The sequence below is a fragment of the Streptomyces sp. NPDC053076 genome (genome assembly GCF_044546845.1).
In the GTDB taxonomy this organism is placed as follows: domain Bacteria; phylum Actinomycetota; class Actinomycetes; order Streptomycetales; family Streptomycetaceae; genus Streptomyces.
Genome location: NZ_JBITZL010000003.1, coordinates 634462 through 656288 on the forward strand (window position 1 = coordinate 634462; position 21827 = coordinate 656288).

23 protein-coding genes are annotated in these 21827 nt (G+C 69.8%); 13 read left to right on the forward strand and 10 right to left on the reverse strand.

Annotated elements, in window-relative coordinates; genetic code table 11:
• Positions 1–67 precede the first annotated feature (67 nt).
• On the reverse strand, positions 68–856 hold the full coding sequence (locus ACIGYR_RS16130) for an SAM-dependent methyltransferase (RefSeq protein WP_391842465.1): 789 nt from the start codon (positions 854–856) through the stop codon (positions 68–70).
• Between the two features lie 162 nt (positions 857–1018).
• Between ACIGYR_RS16130 and ACIGYR_RS16135 the strand changes: the two genes are divergently transcribed.
• Entirely contained in the window at positions 1019–1402 is a 384-nt protein-coding gene (locus tag ACIGYR_RS16135; protein WP_391842463.1) for a VOC family protein, read from the forward strand.
• Between the two features lie 391 nt (positions 1403–1793).
• On the opposite strand, the gene ACIGYR_RS16140 is transcribed toward ACIGYR_RS16135, so the two are convergent.
• From ACIGYR_RS16140 to ACIGYR_RS16155, 4 genes are all read right to left on the reverse strand, one after another.
• The gene (locus tag ACIGYR_RS16140; protein WP_399599694.1) at positions 1794–2147 is read right to left on the reverse strand and encodes a VOC family protein; all 354 of its coding nucleotides are present in this window, start codon (positions 2145–2147) and stop codon (positions 1794–1796) included.
• A 135-nt stretch (positions 2148–2282) separates the two neighbouring features.
• A complete protein-coding gene (locus tag ACIGYR_RS16145) occupies positions 2283–3686 on the reverse strand; it encodes a DUF4157 domain-containing protein (protein WP_399599696.1) in 1404 nt (467 codons plus the stop codon).
• 318 nt (positions 3687–4004) lie between these two features.
• On the reverse strand, positions 4005–4568 hold the full coding sequence (locus ACIGYR_RS16150; RefSeq protein ID WP_399599698.1) for a Dps family protein: 564 nt from the start codon (positions 4566–4568) through the stop codon (positions 4005–4007).
• A 146-nt stretch (positions 4569–4714) separates the two neighbouring features.
• Positions 4715–5080: an STAS domain-containing protein gene (locus tag ACIGYR_RS16155; protein ID WP_399599701.1), complete on the reverse strand. Its 366-nt coding sequence runs from the start codon at positions 5078–5080 to the stop codon at positions 4715–4717.
• Between the two features lie 388 nt (positions 5081–5468).
• On the opposite strand from ACIGYR_RS16155, the gene ACIGYR_RS16160 reads away from it, so the two are divergent.
• From ACIGYR_RS16160 to ACIGYR_RS16175, 4 genes are all read left to right on the forward strand, one after another.
• The gene (locus ACIGYR_RS16160; protein ID WP_399599703.1) at positions 5469–9638 is read left to right on the forward strand and encodes a SpoIIE family protein phosphatase; all 4170 of its coding nucleotides are present in this window, start codon (positions 5469–5471) and stop codon (positions 9636–9638) included.
• The gene (locus ACIGYR_RS16165; RefSeq protein WP_391842452.1) at positions 9638–9952 is read left to right on the forward strand and encodes an STAS domain-containing protein; all 315 of its coding nucleotides are present in this window, start codon (positions 9638–9640) and stop codon (positions 9950–9952) included. The genes ACIGYR_RS16160 and ACIGYR_RS16165 overlap by 1 nt, the downstream gene beginning before the upstream one ends.
• A 119-nt stretch (positions 9953–10071) precedes the next feature.
• The gene (locus tag ACIGYR_RS16170; RefSeq protein WP_399599706.1) at positions 10072–10479 is read left to right on the forward strand and encodes an STAS domain-containing protein; all 408 of its coding nucleotides are present in this window, start codon (positions 10072–10074) and stop codon (positions 10477–10479) included.
• A gap of 192 nt (positions 10480–10671) precedes the next feature.
• A complete protein-coding gene (locus tag ACIGYR_RS16175; RefSeq protein WP_399599709.1) occupies positions 10672–11217 on the forward strand; it encodes a PP2C family protein-serine/threonine phosphatase in 546 nt (181 codons plus the stop codon).
• Positions 11218–11485: 268 nt separating this feature from the next.
• Here ACIGYR_RS16175 and ACIGYR_RS16180 read toward each other — a convergent pair whose 3' ends face one another.
• The 5 genes from ACIGYR_RS16180 to ACIGYR_RS16200 all read right to left on the reverse strand — a co-directional run bounded on the left by ACIGYR_RS16180 (position 11486) and on the right by ACIGYR_RS16200 (position 15319).
• Positions 11486–12541, reverse strand: a complete 1056-nt coding sequence (locus tag ACIGYR_RS16180) for a phosphatidylinositol-specific phospholipase C domain-containing protein (RefSeq protein ID WP_399599712.1) — start codon at positions 12539–12541, stop codon at positions 11486–11488.
• Between the two features lie 507 nt (positions 12542–13048).
• A complete protein-coding gene (locus ACIGYR_RS16185) occupies positions 13049–13480 on the reverse strand; it encodes a DMT family transporter (RefSeq protein WP_399599714.1) in 432 nt (143 codons plus the stop codon).
• A 46-nt stretch (positions 13481–13526) separates the two neighbouring features.
• Positions 13527–13847 (reverse strand): DMT family transporter, encoded by a 321-nt coding sequence (locus ACIGYR_RS16190; RefSeq protein WP_399599716.1) that lies wholly within the window; start codon positions 13845–13847, stop codon positions 13527–13529.
• 330 nt (positions 13848–14177) lie between these two features.
• Positions 14178–14834 (reverse strand): DsbA family protein, encoded by a 657-nt coding sequence (locus tag ACIGYR_RS16195; RefSeq protein WP_399599718.1) that lies wholly within the window; start codon positions 14832–14834, stop codon positions 14178–14180.
• Positions 14831–15319, reverse strand: a complete 489-nt coding sequence (locus tag ACIGYR_RS16200; RefSeq protein ID WP_399599721.1) for a nucleoside deaminase — start codon at positions 15317–15319, stop codon at positions 14831–14833. The genes ACIGYR_RS16195 and ACIGYR_RS16200 overlap by 4 nt, the downstream gene beginning before the upstream one ends.
• A gap of 309 nt (positions 15320–15628) precedes the next feature.
• Here ACIGYR_RS16200 and ACIGYR_RS16205 point away from each other — a divergent pair, with 309 nt between their 5' ends.
• The 8 genes from ACIGYR_RS16205 (at position 15629) to ACIGYR_RS16240 (ending at position 21728) form a co-directional block, all read left to right on the forward strand.
• Positions 15629–16075 carry a MarR family winged helix-turn-helix transcriptional regulator gene (locus ACIGYR_RS16205; protein WP_399599724.1) on the forward strand — a complete coding sequence of 149 codons (447 nt, stop codon included), beginning with the start codon at positions 15629–15631 and terminating at the stop codon, positions 16073–16075.
• A 446-nt stretch (positions 16076–16521) separates the two neighbouring features.
• A complete protein-coding gene (locus tag ACIGYR_RS16210) occupies positions 16522–18000 on the forward strand; it encodes an AMP-binding protein (protein WP_399599726.1) in 1479 nt (492 codons plus the stop codon).
• Positions 17997–18254, forward strand: a complete 258-nt coding sequence (locus ACIGYR_RS16215) for an acyl carrier protein (RefSeq protein WP_399599729.1) — start codon at positions 17997–17999, stop codon at positions 18252–18254. Before ACIGYR_RS16210 ends, ACIGYR_RS16215 begins: the two co-directional genes overlap by 4 nt.
• Positions 18255–18348: 94 nt before the next feature.
• Positions 18349–18723: an ectoine synthase gene (locus ACIGYR_RS16220; protein WP_399599731.1), complete on the forward strand. Its 375-nt coding sequence runs from the start codon at positions 18349–18351 to the stop codon at positions 18721–18723.
• A gap of 79 nt (positions 18724–18802) precedes the next feature.
• Positions 18803–19948 (forward strand): acyl-CoA dehydrogenase family protein, encoded by a 1146-nt coding sequence (locus ACIGYR_RS16225; RefSeq protein WP_399599733.1) that lies wholly within the window; start codon positions 18803–18805, stop codon positions 19946–19948.
• Between the two features lie 25 nt (positions 19949–19973).
• Positions 19974–20660, forward strand: coding sequence for a transglutaminase family protein (locus ACIGYR_RS16230; RefSeq protein WP_399599735.1), 687 nt, complete (start codon positions 19974–19976; stop codon positions 20658–20660).
• A gap of 28 nt (positions 20661–20688) precedes the next feature.
• On the forward strand, positions 20689–21498 hold the full coding sequence (locus ACIGYR_RS16235) for a maleate cis-trans isomerase (RefSeq protein WP_399599737.1): 810 nt from the start codon (positions 20689–20691) through the stop codon (positions 21496–21498).
• The gene (locus ACIGYR_RS16240; RefSeq protein WP_399599740.1) at positions 21495–21728 is read left to right on the forward strand and encodes a DUF6253 family protein; all 234 of its coding nucleotides are present in this window, start codon (positions 21495–21497) and stop codon (positions 21726–21728) included. Before ACIGYR_RS16235 ends, ACIGYR_RS16240 begins: the two co-directional genes overlap by 4 nt.
• Positions 21729–21827: the final 99 nt, after the last annotated feature.

Sequence of the window (21827 nt, forward strand, 5' to 3'; positions counted from 1 at the left end):
ACCGCAGTGTTGGCCGTGCGCGTCCGCCGAAGGTGACTGCCCGGGGCTTTCATGCAACGGCAACGGTTCAGGAGACGCGGGCCACTCCCGCGTAGATGCCGCTCCCTTCCGGCTCCGAGGCCGGGGGAGAGGTGACCCACTCCGTCGCCGTCACCAGGCCGGGCGGAACGAGCTCCATGCCGTCGAAGAACCGTCCCACCTCCGCCCGGGTCCGGAAGCCGAGCTGGATGCCCCCCTTGGCGTACTCGGCAGTCACCTGGGCGGCGAGTTCCGGGTACAGGTCGGACGCAGCGTGCGACAGCACGAGGTAGCTCCCCGGAGGCAGGGTGGCCACCAGATCGCGGACGATGCCGTGCGCGTCCTGCGCATCGGGGATGAAGTGCATCAGCGCTATCAGGGACAGCGCGATCGGACGGCTGAAGTCCAGGACCTGTCGGGCGTGCTGGACGATGCCCTCCGGCTGTCGTACATCGGCCTCGATGTAGTCGGTCGCGCCCTCGGGCCGGCTGATCAGCAGCGCCTCGGCGTGCCGGAGGACGATCGGGTCGTTGTCGGTGTACACGATCTTCGCCGTCGGCAGGACCTTCTGCACTATCTGGTGAAGATTGGGCTCGGTCGGAATGCCCGTGCCGATGTCCAGGAACTGGTCGATGCCCTGCCCGGCGAGCCAGGCGGCCGCCCGGTGCATGAACTGACGGTTCTGCCGTGCCGCGTTCTTCGCCTCGGGCGGCAGCTGGGTCCCGACCGCCTCGTCGACCGGATAGTTGTCCTTGCCGCCCAACAGCCAGTCATAGACACGCGCGGGGTGTGCCTTGCTGGTGTCAACCGGCACAGGCGGCCGTGAGGCGGTCGTCATAGCAACTCCAGGGCGCTGGTGAACGGATGAGAGCTGTGCGTGATCACTTTACTCGGCCACGGAATGACCACCCGAGGCTCACCATCGCACTGCGGCGCCGGCGAACGACGTCACCGCCCTCAGCCAACAGGGTGGAGTACGCCCACAGTTACACTGACCGGCATGGCATGCCGCATCAGTGAGCTGGTCATCGACTGCGCCGACCCCGACCGGCTCGCCGCGTTCTGGAGCGCGGTCCTCGACTACGTCGAACTCGAGCGGGAAGAGGACGGAAGCATCGCCATCGGCCCGCCCGGCGTCGGCTTCGGTGGTCCGCAGCCCATCCTCGTCCTCAGCCCCAGCGACGAACCGCGGCCCGGGAAGCTCCGACTCCACATCGACGTCAACGCCACCGACCGCGACCAGGACGCCGAGCTGGAGCGGCTGCTCGCTCTCGGCGCCAAGCCCGCCGATGTCGGCCAGACCGGCACCGAGAGCTGGCACGTCCTGGCCGACCCGGAAGGCAACGAATTCTGCCTCCTGCACACCCGGCTCCAGCCCCTCTGACCGCGTGCGTCCCGGAGCCGAGCCGAGGGTGCGTTGGAGCGGGGGATCTTCGGCGGCGCCAAGCGGATGGGCCGGCCCCGGCGGCAGATAGAGGCGTTCCGCTGCCCCAAGTGCGGGCACCTCGAGCTGTTCGCCACGGGCGAGGTGTGATCGGCCCTCGTCGAATTCCCCGCAGGGGGCCCAGCATCTGACGCCCGAACTCGGCTTCCGGAACAGCTTCCGGAGAAGTGCACGTCGCGAAGGGTGAAGCAGGGGGCTTGCGCCCAGCCGGCCACCAGCACGTCATCAGCCGGGCGAGGACCCTGTCAGCTGGGCTGCCAGCACGTCACCGGCCGGGCGAGGACCCTGTCAGCTGGGCTGCCAGCACGTCACCGGCCGGGCGAGGACCCTGTCAGCTGGGTTGCCACAGTTCGACCCGATTGCCCTCAGGATCGGTGACCCAGCCGAAACGACCGACACCCTCCATGTCCTGCGTCTCCTCGGCCACGTCCGCTCCCCGGGCGCGCAGTTGCGCGAGCATCGCATCCAGGTCGCGAACGCGGAAGTTGAGCATCGTCTGCTGGGTCCGGGAGCCGAAGTAGTCGGTCCCGGACTCGAAAGTCGCGAACACCGTCACCCCGGCTTCCTGACGCCACAAACCGTTCTCATCGGCGTCCAGACCCAGGCAATCGCGATACCAGGCACCCAGGGCCACCGGGTCGGCGGCCCGCATGAAGTATCCGCCGACTCCCAGCACACGTTCCATGCCGCCATCTTGCCAGGTCCCGCACGGCGTCGCCCGCCACACGAACGGAGCCGGTGGCGCCGCATGACTCCTGCGGGCTGGGTCGAGACGTTTTCGGATGTCCACACCGGCGCGACGAGTACCGCGACGCCGGCCTCAGGTCATGGTGACGACTGAGTACCTGTCCGGTGCGGAACTGTCCCACGCGACGTCGACCCGGCAGCGGACCCGTCGGCCGCTCGCGGCCAGTCCGTTCGTCGCGATGGCGCCCGACGGATCGGTCAGGGTGCTGAACAGACCCCCGGCCGGAGCAGCTCCGCTTCGAGTGAATCCCAGAGTGCTCGGCGCCACGGCGGTCGGGTAGAACACCGCGTCACCCGTGATCGTGTAGGTCCCCCGCGTCGTGTCCTTGCGCTTCCTTCCCGGGATGATGGAAGCGAGGGAGAAGGTGTCCTCCCCGCCGTCGGCGACATTGCCCTGCGCGTCCACCTCCCACAGCTCCCAGTAGCGTCCGACGGTGGCGAACACGTCCGAACCCTTGGCCGTGACGTAGGAATCGATGTCCGTGTTCGGCAGGGCGACCCACGCTGAGCCGTCCCACTTCTCCACCGCGAAGACCCGGTTGATCTCCTGGATGATCAGTCCCTGCTGGGGCGGATCGACGCTCAGCTCCCGCCTGCGTTCGAAATAACCGCATTCACCTTCCTTGTCGTCCGCCGCCAGATGCGTGAGGGCGACCTGCGACGCGGCCGGCGCGCCGGTGCCGGTGCCGCCAGTGGAGGGGGCACGCTGAATCGGCGCTCGTGAGTGGCCTTCCGTTTTCGCACCCCCGAGCGACACCGCGCCGGATTGCGGCGGAACGTGGTCCGCTGTGGCGGGCAGAGGCCGACGTAATGCCTCTGTGGCGTTCGCTTCGGCCGCGCGCTCGAAGCGGTCGGAGGGGTCCGACACACGGAGCCCTGATCCGGTCTCGGTGCCGGCCACCGGGCCCTGACGCTGCTGAATCACATGGGTGAGTTCATGGGCGAGGGTGTGCTTGTCCGAGCCGCCGCGGCCGAGCACGACGTGGTCGCCCGAGGTGTAGGCGCGGGCGCCGATCTCGGTCGCGGACCGGGCGGCCGAGGCGCCGTCGTGGATGCGCACGGACCTGAAGTCCGACCCCAGGCGCGCCTCCATCTCCGTGCGCACCGGTTCGGCCAGTGGTCGCCCGGGGGAGCGCAGCACCTCGTGCACGCTGGAGCGCTGCACCGGCGCGGCCTCGGCCTCCGTTTCGGCCGCGGCGTCGTGGTGGTCGCAGGAGGCCCGCTGGACGTGCTGCTGCAGCTGAACCATCCGGGCGACCGCGGCGTTGCCGACGGCGCGTTGGAGGAGCAGGGCCGTTGCCGGGGTCACCGGTGTGCCCGCCCGAACCTCCTGATCCGTCGCGGACGGGGGGCGCGTGGTCCTGGAGTCGGGCGCTTTGCGTGGCGACGCACCGTCGTTCTGCGGATTATGTGTCCTACCGTGCACAAGCTCCTCCTGCCGCCACGGCACCGCACCACCGCGGTTGCCCGAAAGCAAGCCGTATCAGCCCTCCACGCGGCGGAGAAGGGCCGTAGGTGCAACCTGAAGGGCACCGTCGTGCCCCGCGAGGTGCCGCGACTGGCGGGGTCGCCGCATCGGAAGGGGGGACCGAGGACGGTCGTCGGCCTTCGTGTCGAACGCCGATGGCCGCGAGGCGGAGTACCGCCCGGCATGCGGCTCACGGGCAGGAGCCCTCGGACCGAGAGCCAAGGGCTCCTGCCCGTCTCCCGCCCGGGATCAGCCGCTGATCCGCTCGGGCTTGTCACCGCGGGTGTTGGTGATCTTGTGCGCCGCCGGCCGGTGGTGTGAAGTCGCTCAGCCCAGCTCGGCCCCCTTGGCCGCGGCCTCCTCCTCCGTCCGGGCCTGTCCGGTGGCGAGCGTGCCGCCCGCACTCTCCAGGTGGGCCCGCACGAACCACTGGAACTGCTCCAGATCGCGCAACTGCCCGATGAGCAGGTCCTCGGTGGCCGTGTCGAGGTCCCCCGCCTCCTTGATCGCGGCGCGGACGGCCTCGATCACTCCCGTGTAGACAAGGTCGAGCGCGCCGAGATGGGCGAGCGCGTCCGCCCGGCCGAGGGAGTAGTCGTCCCAGGTCCGCTCGGCGACGAGCGCTCCCGGCGTACCCTGCGCGACGCCGCCGAGCGCGGCGATGCGCTCCGCCACGTCGTCGGCCATCTCCCGGACCCGGTCCACCTGCGGGTCGATCATCTCGTGAACGGCGATGAAGTGCGGCCCGACCACGTTCCAGTGCACGTGCTTGAGCGTCAGATGAAGATCGTTCAGCGCGTGCAGACGCAGCCGGAGCGAACCGATCAGCCGGCCGGCGGCCTCGCGCTCGATGCCGGGAACCGTGTACTTCGGGGTCAGATCCTGCGTCATGGCTCACCTCGGTTTTCGTCGGGGGACGTCGTTGCATCAGCACGCTTGCCCCGATTGGGCCTGGTCAGACCTGGGTGAGCGGTGGTCGCGCCGATCCGGCCGGTCGGACACGGATGAGTGGCGGTCATGGCACCGGGCGCCGCGACTCAGCTCGTGTTCAAGGCGTCGACGGCCTCCTGAACGCTGGAGTGCAGCGTGAAGAGCTGGTCGAGTCCCGCCACCCGGAAAAGCTGGACCATGGCAGGGCTGAGCCCGGCGACGGAGAAGGAGGAGCCCGCGGCCAGGGCGCGGTGGTAGGCCGTGATGATCACGGTCATCCCCGTGGAGTCGCAGTACTCCAGGCCCGACAAATCGGCGACGACACCCGCGCCGGGGCTCCGCAGTACGTCCTCGACGGCCTGACGGAGGCTGGGGCCCGTGTAGTGGTCGAGCTCGCCGGCCAGGCGCAATACCACCGGCCCTGACCGGGAGGGATGCGCGCTGATGCCGAGAACGCCCTCTGTCTCGTTCACCGTGTCTCCTGTGCGGGAGTCGATTACGACGGGGCAGCGGATGTCGTTCGGCTGCCCGCGTGCGGCGAGCACGCCTCCTCCGTCCCTGCGCATGCATGGGCATGTGCTACCCGCACCGGTTTCCCCGCTCGCCTGGATTATCCTACGGAGTCGCGACTGCCCCTGGGCAAACACCGATTTTCGGCAACGGGTCATGTGTTCGCAGCGTTGAGAGAATTCTGGCCACGACGCAGCGGACGTCGCCCGTGCGGGGGCAGGCGGAGAAATTGGTCGGCGTCGGGCGGCCGTTCCGGGGGCAGACAGGCATATGGCACGAGGTCAGGGGGTGATCGCGTGCCGTCGCGGTGAGGGTCGCGGAGTCGGGTCGGCGTGAGGGGAAGGGTGTCGCGTGGCGAGTTCGGACAACGCTGGACACAGGCCGCCGGCGGCGGCTGACGGCGATGTGTTCGCCGCCGACCGCGAGGTCGGCAGGGACCTCGCCGAGGTGCACTGGGCGGCCACGCCCCTGGGTCCGCCACGGGAGTGGCCGCAGAGCCTGCAGACGGCCGTCAGCATCCTGCTGTCCTCCCGTTTCCCCATGTGGATGGCCTGGGGGGAACAGCTGACCTTCTTCTGCAATGCCGCCTACCGGCGCGACACGCTCGGCCGCAAGTACCCATGGGCGTTGGGCCGGCCCGCGAACGAGGTGTGGGCGGAGATCTGGGACGACATCGGCCCGCGCATCGACACCGTGCTCAGCACCGGCGAAGCCACCTGGGACGAGGGGCTGTTGCTGTTCCTGGAGCGTTCCGGCTACAGCGAGGAGACCTACCACACCTTCTCCTACAGCCCGCTGCGGGACGACGCCGGTGACGTGGTGGGCATGCTGTGCGTGGTCAGCGAGGACACCGACCGGGTGATCGGCGAGCGGCGCATGGCCACGCTGCGCGACCTGGGCTCGGACCCGAGCGTGATCCGTACCGAACAGGAGGTGCTGGCCTTCGTCGACCGGCAGCTGACCGGCAACCGGCAGGATCTGCCCTTCACGCTGACCTATCTCTTCCACGGCGACACCGCCAGGCTGGCCGGAGCGACCGGCATCGCCGCGGGCCACCCGGCCGCACCGGCCGTCCTTCCGGTCGATGACCCCGACGGTGTGTGGCCCGTGGCGGCACTGGCCGCGGGCGAGGCCACACTCGTGCCGCTCGCCGGCGACGCCTTCCCGGAGCTGCCGGCCGGTGACTGGCCCGAGCCGCCCGTCCAGGCACTGGCGGTCCCCCTCCTGCAGCAGGGCAGCGCGCCGTACGGCTTCCTCGTCGCGGCCCTCAACCGCTACCGCGTCCTGGACCAGGGGTACCGGGGTTTCATCGAGCTGACCGCAGGACACATCGCGTCCGGTATCGGCAGCGCCCGCAGCTATGAGTCGCAGCAGCGGCGGGCGGAGGAACTGGCCGAGCTGGACCGGGCCAAGACCGCCTTCTTCTCCAACATCAGCCACGAGTTCCGGACCCCACTGACCCTGATCATGGGGCCGGTCGAGGAGCTCCGCACCAGGCTCGCCGACGCGGAGGAGAGCGTACGGCAGGAAATCGACGTCATCCACCGCAACGGCCTGCGCCTGGGCAAGCTGGTCAACACGCTCCTCGACTTCTCCCGCATCGAGGCCGGACGGATGCAGGCCCGCTACGAGCCGGTCGACCTGGCCGTGGTGACCACCGAGCTGGCCAGTGTCTTCCGATCGGCCATGGAGAAGGCCGGACTCCTGTTCGACGTGGACTGCCCGGCGCTGGACGAGCCGGTGTACATCGACCGCGGGCTGTGGGAGAAGGTGATTCTCAACCTCCTCAGCAACGCGCTGAAGTTCACCTTCGACGGTGCCGTCCGGGTGAGCATGCGGTGCGCGGACACGCATGCCGTGGTGACCGTGTCGGACACCGGCATCGGTGTGCCCGAGGCGGAGATGCCCCGCCTGTTCGAGCGGTTCCACCGTATCGAGAACGCCCGTTCACGTTCGAACGAGGGCAGCGGGATCGGGCTGGCCCTCGTGCAGGAACTCGTCGGCCTGCACGGTGGCACCATCACGGCCGAGAGCACCGAGGGCGAAGGCACCACCTTCACCATCCTGCTGCCGTTCGGAACCGCCCATCTGCCCGCCGGGTCCGTGGTGTCCGAAGCGGGCGGCACCACGGCCTCCGCCACCACCGATCCCTACGTCCAGGAGGCCATGCGCTGGCTGCCGGGAAGTGACACCGACGCGACGGCCGACGACATGCTCGCGCGAGCCGACGTGAACGCCACGGTGCCGAGCGCCGGGGGCGCGGTCAGCGCCCGGGTGCTGGTGGCGGACGACAACGCAGACATGCGCGAGTACCTCACGCGCATCCTGGCGGGGGCGGGCTACGAGGTGACCGCCGTCACCGATGGCGCCGAAGCCCTCCGCTCCGTCCGGCGCGACAGCCCCGACCTCGTCGTCAGCGACGTGATGATGCCACGGCTGGACGGACTGGAACTGGTGGCGAGGCTGCGCGGAGACGCGCGCACGGCCTCCGTGCCGGTGCTGCTGCTGTCGGCCCGGGCCGGTCAGGAGGCGTCGATCGAGGGGTTGCACGCGGGCGCCGACGACTATCTCGTCAAGCCGTTCGCCGCCGCCGAGCTCCTGGCCCGGGTGCGTGCGAACGTCGAACTGGCCCGGCTGCGCAGCCATCACGTCCGCTGGCGGGCGGCCATCATCGACTCCCTCCAGGAGGCGTTCTTCGTCTGCGACGAGGCCGGCTCCGTCGTGGAGATCAACAACGCGTTCACCGACATCCTCGGCTACGGCCCCGAGAACCTGCCGTACGCCCCGGTCCACCCGTGGTGGCCGGACGCGGGCGCCGATCCCGGGGCACATCGGCAGGTCGGTGACGCCTTCGCCGACCTGCTCGACCGCGACCAGGGCTCCTACACGATCCCCGTCATCCACCGGGACGGCCACCGGCTGTGGGTGGCCGTCACCTACAACAAGGCTCAGGACCCGGACACCGGACGCCGGGTCACCGTCGGCACCTTCCGTGACGTGACCGCCGAGCACTACGCCGTGCAGCGGGAGACGGCGCTGGCCGCGCTGACCACCTCCCTGTCCCGCGCCGTCAGTCTGAGCGAGGCGCTGTCCGGTGCCCTGGCCGAGCTGAAGGCGCTGTGGCGCGCGCGGAGCGTGGTGGCCGCCGTCTTCGAGCGCACCGACCTGCCGTCCTTCACCTCCACGGACCCGGACCTGCGGTGGGAGGCGCTGCCCGCGGAGCGCCGGGAGGCGCTCTCCGGACTGCGCCGTCAGTCACCGCTCACTCCGGTGGCCGGGGACACCGGCGCCGGAGTCCTGCTGGAACACCCCGACGGCCCGCTGGCCCTGTGGATCGACCTGGGCGTACACCGGCCCTTCACCTCCGAGGACCAGCTGCTGCTGTCGCTGCTTGCCGGGCACCTCGCGCAGGGCCTGGTGCGGGCCCACCAGATCGACCAGCAGCGGGAGACCGCGATCGCGCTGCAACGCGCCATCCTCGGCCCGGCCAGCCTCCCCGACGGCTTCGCCGTCCGGTACGAGCCCGCCACCCGCCCGCTGGAGGTGGGAGGCGACTGGTACGACACGGTCGTCCTGGGGGACGGGCGGATCGGCATCGTGGTCGGCGACTGCGTCGGACGGGGCCTGGAGGCGGCGAGCGTGATGGGGCAGCTGCGCAGCGCCTGCCGCGCGCTGATGCTGCTGGATGCCAGCCCCCGCCGGACGCTGATGGCCCTCGACCGGTTCGCCGCGAGCGTTCCCGGCGCCGTGTGCACCACTGTCTTCTGCGGTGTCCTCGATCCCGGCACGGGACAGCTGACCTACTCCAGCGCGGGACACCCGCCGGGCATCCTCGCGTGCGCCGACGGCACCATCCGGCTGCTGGACGAGGGGCGCTCGCTCCCCCTGGCCGTGCGCCCGGGACGGGAGCGTCCGGAGGCCGCGTGCGCCCTGCCCGCACGGGCCACGCTGCTGCTGTACACCGACGGACTCGTCGAACGCCGTCGGCGCCCGCTCAGCGAGGGGATCGACCAGGCGAGCGAAGCCGTGCTGGAGGGCCGTAACGCACCGGTCGACGCTCTCGCCACCGAGGTGATGTCGCGTCTCGCCCCGGCCGGCGGCTACGACGACGACGTGGCGCTGCTGCTGTACCGGCACCCGGCGCCGCTGGAGGTGTCCTTCCCGGCCGAGTCGTCGCAGCTCGCACCGGTGCGCAAGGCGTTGCGCAGCTGGCTCGCCCAGTGCGACCTGCCCCCGAACACCGTGCAGAACATTCTCGTCGCCGCGGGGGAGGCGTGCGCCAACGCCATCGAGCACGGCCACCGGCACAGCCCGGGGGACGCCGTGCGGCTGCGCGCCGAAACCCTCGCCGACGACCTGCGCCTGACGATCGCCGACAGCGGCCGGTGGAAGACTCCGCAACCCGAGCTCAACACCCACCGCGGCCGGGGCGTGGCCCTCATGCGGGCCATGATGCAGCAGGTCACCATCACGCCCGGCCCGGCCGGCACCACCGTCGACATGCAGATGAGGATCGCCTGATGACCACCCCCCTCACGCTCACCTCCGGCCGGCGTCCGGACGGTACTCCGCGTCTCGCGGTCAGCGGTGAGATCGACATGAGCAATGCCGGATCCCTGGCCGACGCCCTCGGCGCCGGCTCGGGGCCCCTCGTCCTGGACCTGACCGAGGTGGAATACCTCGACAGCGCCGGGCTCAGCGTGCTCTTCACCCACGCCGACAGACTGGAGCTCATCGTCCCGCCGCTGCTGGAGCCCGTGCTCACCGTCTCGGGCCTCGCCGGTCTGGTCACCGTCCGCGGCCTCAGCCCCGACGACGCGTCCCAGCAGCCCTGACCGGTGGCACAGCGAGCCCCGCGGGCCCTGCCCGCCACCGTCCCGCAGCCCGCCGCCACCGGCTGCGGCACCGCCCATGCCCACACCACCGCAGCGCCCGAGCCTTCCGGCCAGGAGTGATGACCAGCGTGTCCGACACCCTCCACGTGACCGTCCAGCCCACCAGTGATCGCACCGCCGTCGTCGCCGTCGCCGGAGACGTGGACCTGCATACCGCGTCCACCCTGCGCACGCACGCCCTGGCCCTCGTCGAAGAGGGTGTTCCGGATCTCGTCCTGGACCTGGCCGGCGTCGACTTCGTCGACTCCACCGGCCTCAGCGCCCTCATCACCCTCTTGCACGCGACGCATGAGGCAGGCGGCTCACTCCGCCTCGCCGACGTCCCCGACCGTCTCATGCGCATGATCAGCATGACCGGCATCTCCGAGCTGCTGCCCGTCCACGCCACGGTCGCCGACGCACTGGCCGGCCGGACCGCCGCCGGCACCTTTGGCGATGCCGGCGCGGGCTCCGGCCTGTTCGACTGACCACACGACCGCGGGCGGCCCGTGGAACCACCGGCCGACCGGCACCGCCCCGATCGCGCTCCCCGGCCGGCCGCTCAACAGGTGCGAGCCGCGCGAACGACCGCCGTGCGGCCCGGCTCCGCCACGACAGGCTTGGACCGGCCGTCCCGGCGCACACGACCCTGGATGAGGCATTGACCAATGCTGTGCGAGATGATGGCCCGACATACCGCCCGCGCCGTCGCCCCCCTGCTCGACGACCCCGTCGATGTCGTCAAGGCCGTCGACAAGGCCCTGAACGACCGCTACGCCCACCAGAACAACGGTTTCGTGACCCTCGTCTACGGCCATCTCACGCCGGCCACCGACGGACTCACCGTCCACCTCGTCCGGGCCGGCCACACACTGCCCCTGCTCCTGGACACCGACCACATGGTCGACACGATCGAGGCGTCCGGCGGGCTGCTCGGCATCGGCATCCCGCCCCGGCTCACCGCTCGTCGCTTCACGCTCCGTCCCGGTGAGAGCCTGCTGCTGTACACCGACGGCATCACCGAGTGCCGGACCACCGGCACCGAGCAGTACGGTGACATCCGACTGGCCAAGGCGCTGGCCTCCACCCCGCGCCGGCCGACCGCGGCCGACATCGTTCGGGCCGTGGCCCTGGACGTCCGCGGCTTCGTGGACGGCGGGGACGTGGAGGACGACCAGGCCGCGCTGGTCATCACTGCCGACGAGCCGGTGCCGGACCCCAACTGACCACCGGTTGCCGCGACTTCCGCGTCCAGCGAGTCGCTTCCTCTTCACGGTTGTCCACCCCTCGACGGTCCGCATCGCGCAACCCTCGCCGGGGGAGACCGCCATCAACCCACGTACGACTACACCAAGCAGGTCGCCTTCGTCACCGGTGCCAGTGCCGGCACGGGCCTGGCACCGCTCGCGCCCTCGCCCGGGCCGCCTTCCGCCGCTGCGCCGTCCTCGATGGGCTGAGGGCTTCGGGAGCTGTGGGGTTTTCGGGCAGTCCGTGTCACGGCACCGCGGGGCTTCCGGCCGGGTTGCGGGCGATGACGGCGTCGATGAGACGGCCGCCCGGCCAGTCCATGCTGATCACGCCGGTGTGACCCGACGTCGTGTGCAGGTAGTCGAGCAGTCGCTGGTTCATGCCCTGTTTGCCGCCGTAGCCATTGGCCACCTGGGTGTAGGTCGCGCCGAAGGGGGGACAGCTGGCGGAGAGCCCGGTGCCGCCGATGGTGTTGGTGCTATCGCCGGCGATCTGCTGGATACTGGCCGTGACCAGCGACCACCTGGTGTCCAGATCGCACTGATTCCACGGGATGAAGGGCGTGGAAAGCCACCGTGAGAGCCCGAAGCCGTCGTACACCTGTCCTCTGGGGCCGCTGAAGCCGGTGAGCACGATACGGCCGCGTACTTGCCCCAGGGTGGGGGTGTCGGCCGTGCTGGTGCCGGTCACCGTGGGGGCGTAGAAGAGGTCCGGGTAGCGGGCCAGATAGCTGTCGAAGACACGGATGCGGTCGGGGCCCGTGGCGTTGGACGGGTCGTCGACGCACTTGCCGATCTGCAGGCCGCCGGTGCCGCCCTCGGTGGTGTCGCCGTCGCACTCGCCGTGCAGGCTCATGAGCACGGTCTCGCCCGGGTGGGCGGCGAGGAAGGACCGGGTCTTGGTGAGGACGTCGTCGAAGTTGGCGTTCTGGTAGACGTTCGTGTGGTGGATGGCGAACGCGGTGTTGCCGTTGACGATGCGGACGCGGATGTCGATGGAGCGGATGCCGGCGTCCAGTTGTGCGGTCAGGGTGTCCGCACTGTCGCCGTGATTTTCCTGGGTCTGGTAGTACCAGGGCGCGAGGGCACCGCCGTGGACGGCCATGGTGTCGTGGGTCCCGGGGATCGACATCCGTCCCAGCCCTGTCGAGTCGGGGAGCCGGCCCATCCAGTCCGGGTTGCTGGCGCCGGTGAGACTGTTGAACGCGGGCGTCGAAGGTCCCGGCCACCAGGGCAGATCGAAGGCCGACGCCGGCGTGGAGAGGGCGGACAGACTCAGGGTCAGGACGAGAGCGCCGAGCACGCAGAGGGTGCCCGCAGGGCGCCGGAGTGTGCGGGGGGCGGGTCGGCTACGCCGTGGCGAGAAGAGCATGTCCGGGGATCTTCCATGCCTGTCAGGTACATGCCAATTACACACTTACCGGATCTGTGGATCGCGGCCGCCAAAGCATTCCCTATGCCTCATCCAGAGGCAAGACATGCGCGCCGCCTGCTGTGCCCAGACCCCGGGCGGGTCGTGGGCCGACGGTTCGCCCTGGCCGAGCAGCGCAGGTCAGTCGACGCAGGCCCACTTGACGCAGCCGTCAGGGTTTGCGGGCCGAACCCGCCGACCGGCAGACACGGCCCGATGAACCGCCACTCTTCTCGGTGAGTCGTGCACGTGCCGCACCCAAGTCGCTGCCGGCCGACACCCGTTCGCGGCTCCGGCCCCGACCACGATCCCGGCCGTGGACAGCCCCTGCATCAGCTCCGCGGCCCGGGCCGGCCAATGTCGTGGACGGTGTTCAGGCGGGCCCGGGCTCACCACCGGTCAGCGTTCCGCGCCTTGCGCTTCCTGCGGCCTGTCGGCGATCACCTGGGCACCCTGCGGCCCGTCGGCAGGCTCCGGGGTGCTCTGCGGCCTGTCGGCGAGCTTGAGCCAGACCACTCCGACGATGATCAGGCCCAGCCACAGCGCTTGGACCAGGGTGAGCGTCTCGTCGAAGAAGACGGGGCCGAGCAGCGCCGCACCGGCTGCCCCGATTCCCGCCCAGACGGCATATCCGATGCTGACATCGATGGTGCGCAGCGCGACGCTCAGTGCCCAGAGCGTCAGAAGGAAGAACACGACGGCGACCAGCGACCACGCCAGCCGAGTGAAGCCGTGGCTTCCACCGACGGAGAGCGCGTAGCCGATTTCGAAACCTCCGGCGAGAAGAAGCGTGAGCCAGGAGTTGGCTGAGGAGCGGCCGGTGTGGGACATGTATGTGAGTCCTTTCGTGAGGGCGGGACAGGTGACGGCGGGATCCTCAGGCGGCACCACTGAGCTGGAGTCCGACGACTCCGACGATGATGGCGGCGATGCCGAGTGCCTTACGCCAGTTCAGGCGCTGGCCGAAGAGCAGTGCTCCGAGAAGGGTGATGCCGATACCGGCAACGGACGTCCAGATGGCGTAGCCGACGCCGACGTTGAAGGTCAGCAGGGCCTTGCTGAGGAAGAAGGTCCCGATGGCGCCGCTGACCAGGGTCGCGATGGTCCACGGGCGGTTCTTGAAGCCCTCTGCCTTGCCGGCCGCGATGGCGACGGCGATCTCGAAGACGTCTGCGACAGCGAGGTAGACCCACTGCATGGGTGGTCCTTTCGTTCGATGTGGGCCGGCGTTGCGGAGCCGGCCCGCCGTGGAGTTCGCCGTACCGCGTGAAGGGTGGTGGGTAGGACGAAGCGGTGGTCCGCCAGGACGTCAGGCGGAGTCGGGATCTTCCGGCCCAGGGCCGGCCTGCGCGGTCCGGTCGCCGATGCGACCCTGAGCCGGTTGCGCAGTGTCGAGCGCTGCGAACTTCATTGGGCTGAGGGCGGGTTGCCCTGCCGTGACAGCGCCATGGGCCGGACACGGAGGAGCATGGGGGGGCTGACCGTTTCGGGCCGTGTCAGCACCCGGTGCCTGACCGTTCGGGTCGTGTCAGCACCCGTCGATTCCGCAGGCGGCACCTCGGGTGACCGCCTGTTCGGCCTGGGCGTCGAGCACGGCCTTGCGGATCTGGGCCGTGGAGGGGACACCTTCTATACGGTGGTTGTCGCCGACGACGATCGTGGGGACGACGGAGACGCGGTACGCCTCGGCGGTCCGCAGCGCCTGCCGGTGGATGTCGGTGTACGTCCCGGCCGTCAGCGCCTCGGTGAAATCGCTCGTGTCCAGGCCCAGTTCGGATGCGATGTCGGCGAGGACGTCCAGTTGACCGATGTCCCGGTCCTCCTGGAAGAAGGCCCGCAGCATCCGCGGAGTGTATTCCGCACCCTTGCCGTGCTCGGCCGCGTACTGGTAGCCCTCGAACGCCAGCCGCGTGTAGGGCTGCGGTGACACGGTGGGCAGAGTGATGTCCACGCCCATCCGGCGGGCCATCGGATAGACCGAACTGGCCCAGACGGCCGGCAGGTACTCGTCCTCCGGCCGCAGCGTCGGGGTCGGGTGAGGCCGCAGTTCGAACGGCATCCACTCGATCTCGACGTCGAGGTCGCGGGTGGCCTCGTGCAGCGGGCCCTCGGCGAGCATGCAGAACGGACAGACGTAGTCCGACCATACCTTGACGCTGACTCTGCTGGTTTCCGTCCCGGTCACATCCGCCTCCGGTTCATGGCGAGGTAGTCGTCGAACGGCTCCGTCCCTTCCGGGATCGGCAGCGAGGTGACCCTGATCGGCCAGAACTCCGGGTCCTCGGCGAAGATCGAGTACGACCCCGAGTAGTCGAAGCCGTACCGTGCGGCCGTCTTGCGGTCGGCCACGTGGACGATGTGGCCGACGTTGAAGTACAGCGAGGCCATGTAGCACAGGGCGCAGGGCTCACCTGAGGCGATCAGCGTGGCCCCCGCGGTGGCGTGCAGCCCGTACCTGGCGGTGGCTTCCCGCAGCGCGACCACCTCGGCATGCGCGGTGGGGTCGTTGTCCTCGCGTACCCGGTTGAAGCCGGTGCCGAGAATGCGACCGTCGTTGACCACCACACCGGAGAACGGGATGCCGCCCTTGGCGACGTGCTCGCGGCTGATCCGCACCGCCTCACGGGCGTACGCGGTCAGCTCACTCTCTGAGATCTCGTGCGGGGACACCTTTACTCTCCGGATCCGATCGTGCCGGCAGCTGGGCCGGTCGAGACGACGTGATCAACACCCGTGCCCAGCTGCCGCAGGGCCACCGCGGAGGTGAAGACGCCACCCGTCACGGCGGGCCGGGGCAGCACGGAAGCCCATGGCTGGGATAAGCCCTGGGGCGGGTTGGTGGGCATGGAACCTCAATCCTTGCTTGTACGTGCATGTTCTTTGATTTCATAGAATCCGACGGAGGAGTCAAGCCGGCAGATAAAGCTTGCATGAACATGTATCTTGTTGTCAACGCGTCGCCTGAGAGGAAGCTGCCTCATGACCACGATCTCCTATGTGCCGGCCGCCTCGTCCGACCAGGCCATGTGGGGGAGGGTTCTGGCCCTGCACGCGCATGTGGAGCGCCAGCTCACCCAGGCCCTGCAGCGCAAGCATGGGATAGGGCTCTCCGAATTCCGCGCTCTGGAGTGTCTGCAGCAGGCCAAGGACGGCGAGCTGCGCATGCAGGAACTGGCCGACAAGGTCGGGCTCGGGCAGAGTTCCGTGACCCGGCTGGTCGGCCGGCTCTTCTCGGCAGGGTTCGCCTTCCGGGACCTGTGCCCCGACGACAAGCGCGGTGTCTACGCCGTCATCACCGACGACGGCAGGCAGCGCTACGCCGACGCGCGCGGCACCTACTCCGAGGTCCTCAGCGCGGCGCTCAACACCGCCGGTGCCACCTCTGAACTGGCTGGTACGGTCCAGGCGCTGCGCAGCGGCCTCTGAGCGGCACCCTCTCCTCCCTCCGGTTCCGTCCGCGGAAACCGTCTGCCGAAAGCCGTCCCACCCGGGGGACGGCTTTCGGCGTTTCCGAGCACAGCCGAGCATGTCCGGGTGAACGCGCGACGCCGCCCGGCGCTCCCTTCCTTAAACGCTGCGACACCTTGAGGGAAGGCGTTACATCAACGCGAAACGCATAGTTCATGAAGCAAACGAGGCGCTCTCGCCCGGTCCGGCTTCAGTGATGTGCATCACTGATGACTGGGCCAGTTACATGCTTGACTCTGCATGCACTGCCGGTACGGTTGGTCGCGACTTGATCACGGGGGGTGAGGTGCGGGGTCGCCAGGACAGGCGGCCGCCGTGCTTCGCGAGTCAGTAGGCGCCAGACGGGCGCCGGCACCCCCATGGGCATGTCGTTTGACATGGACAGGTTAACGAATGGGGGGACTGTGCCCTTACCATGCCTTCTCGACGCGCTGGCCGCACACGCCCGGCGCCGGCCCGATCACGTGGCCCTGATCCGGGGCGAGCGGCAGGTGACATACCGCCAGTTGGTCGGCCTCGCCGAGGAGTTGTCCGGCGCCCTGGACACTCTCGGGCTCGACCGGCGACAGCCGCTGTGCGTGCCCGCACACAAGACGCCCGCGACGATCGCCCTGCTCATCGGCGCCTTCCGGGCCGGTTACGCGGTCCTGGCGCCCTCGCCCGAACTGGGCTCCGCCGCCCGTACGGCGCTCGCCACACAGGCCCGCTGCTCCCACGTGCTCACCGTCGACGATCAGGGAGTGCTCGACACCATCCCGGTCGCGCCGGACGAACACACCGCCGGTGGCTTCGACACCGTGGACCCCGCCACCGCATCCCTGCTGCTCACCACCTCCGGCTCCACCGGAACGCCGAAGATCGTGCCCATCCCGGGCGATGCCTTCGAGCGGTTCGCCGACTGGGCCATCGACCGGTTCCGCCTCACCGAGATGGACACCCTCCTCAGTTACGCCCCCCTGAACTTCGACCTCTCCCTGCTCGATGTGTGGACCGCGCTGCGCCTGGGTGCCCGAGTCGTCCTCGTCGAGCAGGAGTTCAGCGCGGACGCACGTCACCTGCGGGACCTGGTCACCCGGCACCAGGTCACCTTCGTGCAGGGCGTGCCCATGCTGCACCGGCTGCTCACCCAGGACGGTGCCGTCCATCCGACGGTCCGCACCGTCATCTTCACCGGGGACGCGATGCCGCAGGCGCTGCTGCGGCGGCTCGGCGAGGCTTTCCCCGACGCCGGCTTCCACAACGTCTTCGGATGCACCGAGACCAACGACAGCTTCATCCACGACGCCGACCCCGCCGAGGCCGGTGAGCAGACGCCCATCGGCCGGCCGCTTCCCGGGGTACGGGCCCTGCTGCTCGACGGCGAGGGACGGATCCTCGACGGCCCCGGCACCGGTGAACTTCTCGTGACCACACCGTTCCAGACGGTCGGATACCTGCAACGCTCCCGCAACGAAGGGGTGTTCGTGCCCGCCCCCGACGGTGGTGACGAAGTCTTCTACCGCACCGGCGACCTCGTCACCCGGGACGCCGACGGCCTGCACTGGCTGCGAGGACGCACCGACTTCCAGGTCAAGGTCCGCGGGGTGCGGACCAATGTGCAGGAAGTCGAAAACGTCCTGTCGGCTCACCCCGAGGTCGCCGAGGCCGCCGTCGTGGCGATCCCCGACCCCGAGGCCGGCTACCGGCTGCACGCCCAGGTGACCCGCCGGCCCGGCACCTCGCTCACCTCGCTGCGGCTGCGCTCGCACAGCGCCGAGCGCCTGCCCCGCCATGCCATCCCGTCCTCCGTGCACGTGGGCGACGCCCCGCTGCCGCGCACGTCCACCGGAAAGCCCGACCGCAACCTCATCAAGGCAGCACGACAGAAGGGAAACCCCGCATGACCTCCCTGGCGGACGAGATTCGCGGCTACGTCATCGCCGAGTTCCTCGACGGAGAGGACACGGCGGACCTGACCGCCGACTTCGACCTCATCGACAACGGCGTCGTCGACAGCCTGGGCGTGGTGCGGATCGTCTCGCACCTCTCCCGGACCTACGCGATCCCGATCGACGACATTCCACTGACCCCGGACAACTTCCGCAGCATCGGCGCCATTTCCGCGTTCGTCGAGGACGCGACGAAGACCACCGTCTGAGCCGGCGTCCGGATCACCGAAGAAGGCCGGAAGCACCTCCCGGAGCGCTTCCAAAAGAACGCCCGGAAGAACCCATTCACACAAGGAGACTGCCATGATCGTCCGCAGCACCAGCGAACTCGCCCCCGTCGAGTGGGGCAACGGCACCAGCCACCGCCTGCTCACCGAGGCCGACGGCATGGGCTTCACCGTGTGCGAGACCCTGGTCCGCAAGGGCACCACGAGCGCCCTGCAGTACCGCCGTCACCTCGAAGCCTGCTACTGCACGGGCGGCTCCGGCGAGGTCGTCACCGCCTCCGGTGAACGCTACAAGATCACCGAGGGCACCATGTACGCCCTCAACGAGAACGACGCCCACTACCTCATAGCCTCCGACTACGAGGACCTCAGATTGGTCTCCGTGTTCAGTCCGGCCCTGCGCGGCGACGAGAAGCACTCGCTGTCTTCAGACGGCTTCTCCCAGTACTGAGTTCCGCGATCCGGGGCCCCTGCCGACACGGGCTCGGGCCCCGGCCCCGACCAGCGACGTACCGGAAGGCAGCACACGTATGACACTCGCACCGCCTACCGCAGGCACCGGCCCGGACCCGTACGCCATCGCCGCCCCCTGGGCCGACGAACTCAACCACGACGTCGAGGGGTGGGACGCCCGCGAGGAGTTCCCCTGGGAGAAGTGGAAGACGATCCAGCGCTCGGGACTGCTCGCCGTACCGTTCGAGACACCGTACGGCGGCCGTGGCGGCACCCTGACCGACACGATGCGCGCCCTCGAGGGGCTCGGGCACACCTGCCGCGACGCCGGCCTCGGCTTCTCCGCCTCCACGCAGATCGTCAGCGTCGGCGTGCCGTTGCAGGCGTTCGGCTCCGAGGAACTCAAGTCGCGCTTCCTGCCCGGGATCGTCACGGGCGATCTGATCACCGCGCACGCCATCACCGAGCCGGGCAACGGCTCCGACGCCCTGAACATCGCCACCACCGCCACCCGGGACGGTGACGACTACGTCATCGACGGCGGCAAGATGTTCATCACCAACGCCCCGATCGCGGATCTCTTCCTGCTCTACGTACGCACCGGCAAGCCGGGTCCGTTCGGCCTGAGCGTCTTCCTGGTCGAGCGGGACACCCCCGGTCTCCGGGTCGGCGAGCCGCTCGGCAAGATGGGGCTGCGCACCTCCCCGCTGAGCGAGGTGACCTTCGAGGGACTGCGCGTGCCCGCCGCCCGTCGCATCGGCCAGGAAGGCGCCGGCTTCCTGATCCTCGACCACGTGATGAAGCGGGAGATCCTCTTCTCCTTCTCCCTCACGCTCGGCGAGATGGAGCACCGGCTGGAGCGCGTGCTCCGGTACGCCAAGTCCCGCCGCCAGTTCGGCGAACCCATCGGCGCCTTCCAGGGCGTGGCGCACAAGGTCGCGGACATGAAGATCGCGGTGGAGACCGCCCGTAAGTGGCTCACCGACACCGGCGCCAAGGTGGAGGCCGGGCAGGACGCCGCGATCGACGTCGCCGCGACCAAGACCGTGGTCAGCGAGGCCAACAAGCGCACCGCGCTCGACGCCGTCCAGATCTTCGGCGGCCAGGGCTATCTCACCGCCACCGGCATCGAGCGGGACATCCGCAACGCGGTCGGCGGAACCATCTACTCCGGCACCAGCGAGATCCAGCGCAACCGCATCGCCTCCCTTCTGGGCCTGTGAGCCGGGAGCTGACGAAAGGGTCACCATGAACGCACTCACGCCGGACGACCTCCGACGGCTCACCGCGCCCACCGACTTCCTCGATCACGACAGCGACAGCGTCCAGTCCTTCGTCGACGAGGCGGTCTCCGACCGCGGCGCGGACCAGCGCCGCCTGGCCGTCGAGCTGTACTACGCCGTCCGCGACGACGTCTTCTACGAGGTGTACGGGGCCGACCTGTCCCCCCAGGGGCTGCGGGCCAGCCACACCGCGTCCACCCGCAAGGGCTTCTGCCTGCACAAGTCGGCGCTGTACGCGGCGGCCTGCCGGGCCGTGGGCATTCCCGCCCGGGTCCACTACGGCGACGTACGCAACCACCTCGCCTCCGACCGGCTGCGCGCCCACATCGGCGGGGACGTCTTCTTCCACGGCCTCAACTCCGTCCATCTTGAAGGCAGGTGGGTCAAGGCCACCCCGGTCTTCAACAAGATCCTGTGCCGGCTGTACGGGATGCAGCCGCTGGAGTTCGACGGCACCGCCGACAGCCTGCATCACCCCTTCGACGACCAGGGCCGCCAGAGCATGGAGTTCCTGGCCGATCACGGCGGCTTCGACGACGTTCCCTATGAGTTCGTGATGGCGAACATGCGCCGCAAGCACCCCGGGTTCCTGAACGACACCGGCACCGGCACGGTCCGCGGCGGCTCGCTGGCCGCCGAGGCGTCCGCCTGACTCCGCCCGACGACGAGGAGACACCGAGATGAGCACCATCCGAGCGCAGAAGGACGGCTGGGAGGCGCGGGCGCGTATCGGCGTGGTCGTACCCCACGCGGACGTCGGCCCGGAGTCGGAGTTCCAGGCGATCGCGCCCGACGACGTGTTCGTGCACGGCTCACGCGTCCACTTCGGCGCGATGCGGGCCGGCGGCGAGATGGACCCGAAGATCCCGCACGACCCGGTGCGGGCCTTCGTGGAGCCACCGCACATCGACGACGCGGTGGAGCTGCTGGCGGCCTCCCCGCTCGACGCGATCGCGCTCGGCTTCACCAGCTCCGCCTACGTCCTCGGAGCGAGCGGCGAGAAGGAGCTGTTCGACCGGCTCGCGCGGTACACGCGGGGCCTGCCGCTCACCGGCACCACCACGGCGGCCGTGGCCGGCTTCACGGCGCTGGGCGCCCGGCGGATCGCCCTCGTCAACCCGCCGTGGTTCGACGACCGGCTCTCCGGTCTCGGCGCCGACTACTTCACCGAACACGGCTTCGAGGTCGTCCACCACGGCCCGTGCGGACTGCCGAGCAACCAGAAGCTGATCACCCCCGAGGCGCTGTCCGAGTGGATCCGCGCCACGGTCGCCGGGCACCGGCCCGACGCCGTCCTGGTGGCCGGCAACGGCATCCGCGCCGTGGGCGTCATCGACGCCCTGGAACAGGAACTCGGCTTCGCGGTCCTGACCGCCAACCAGGTCCTGTTCTGGCACGCCCTGTACCTGGCCGGATCGTCCGAAGCGGCCCGCGGGATCACCGGGTACGGCCGGCTGTTCGGCACCGAACCCCCGGGCGGAGCGGCATGAGCCTGCTGGCGGCCGACGGGCATGTGGCCCTGTTCGTCACCGACGACGGGGACGCCCGTCGGCTGCCCCTGGTGTGCTGGCGCGACGACGGGACCACTGTGCACGGGATGGTCCTGTACCGGGGCGCGCTGCACCGGGCCGAGCACGTCCCCGGCTTCCGCCGTTACGCCCATCCCCTGGAGGACGACACACCCGTGCGCCGCGCGGACGCGCCCTCCCGCTCCTCATAGGCGCCCGTGTCACGCGCCGTCGCGGTTCCACCGTGGCGGTGACCGGCGCGGGCCTACGTCCGCCGACGCCCCCGGTGTCCGTGAGACCGGGGACGTCGG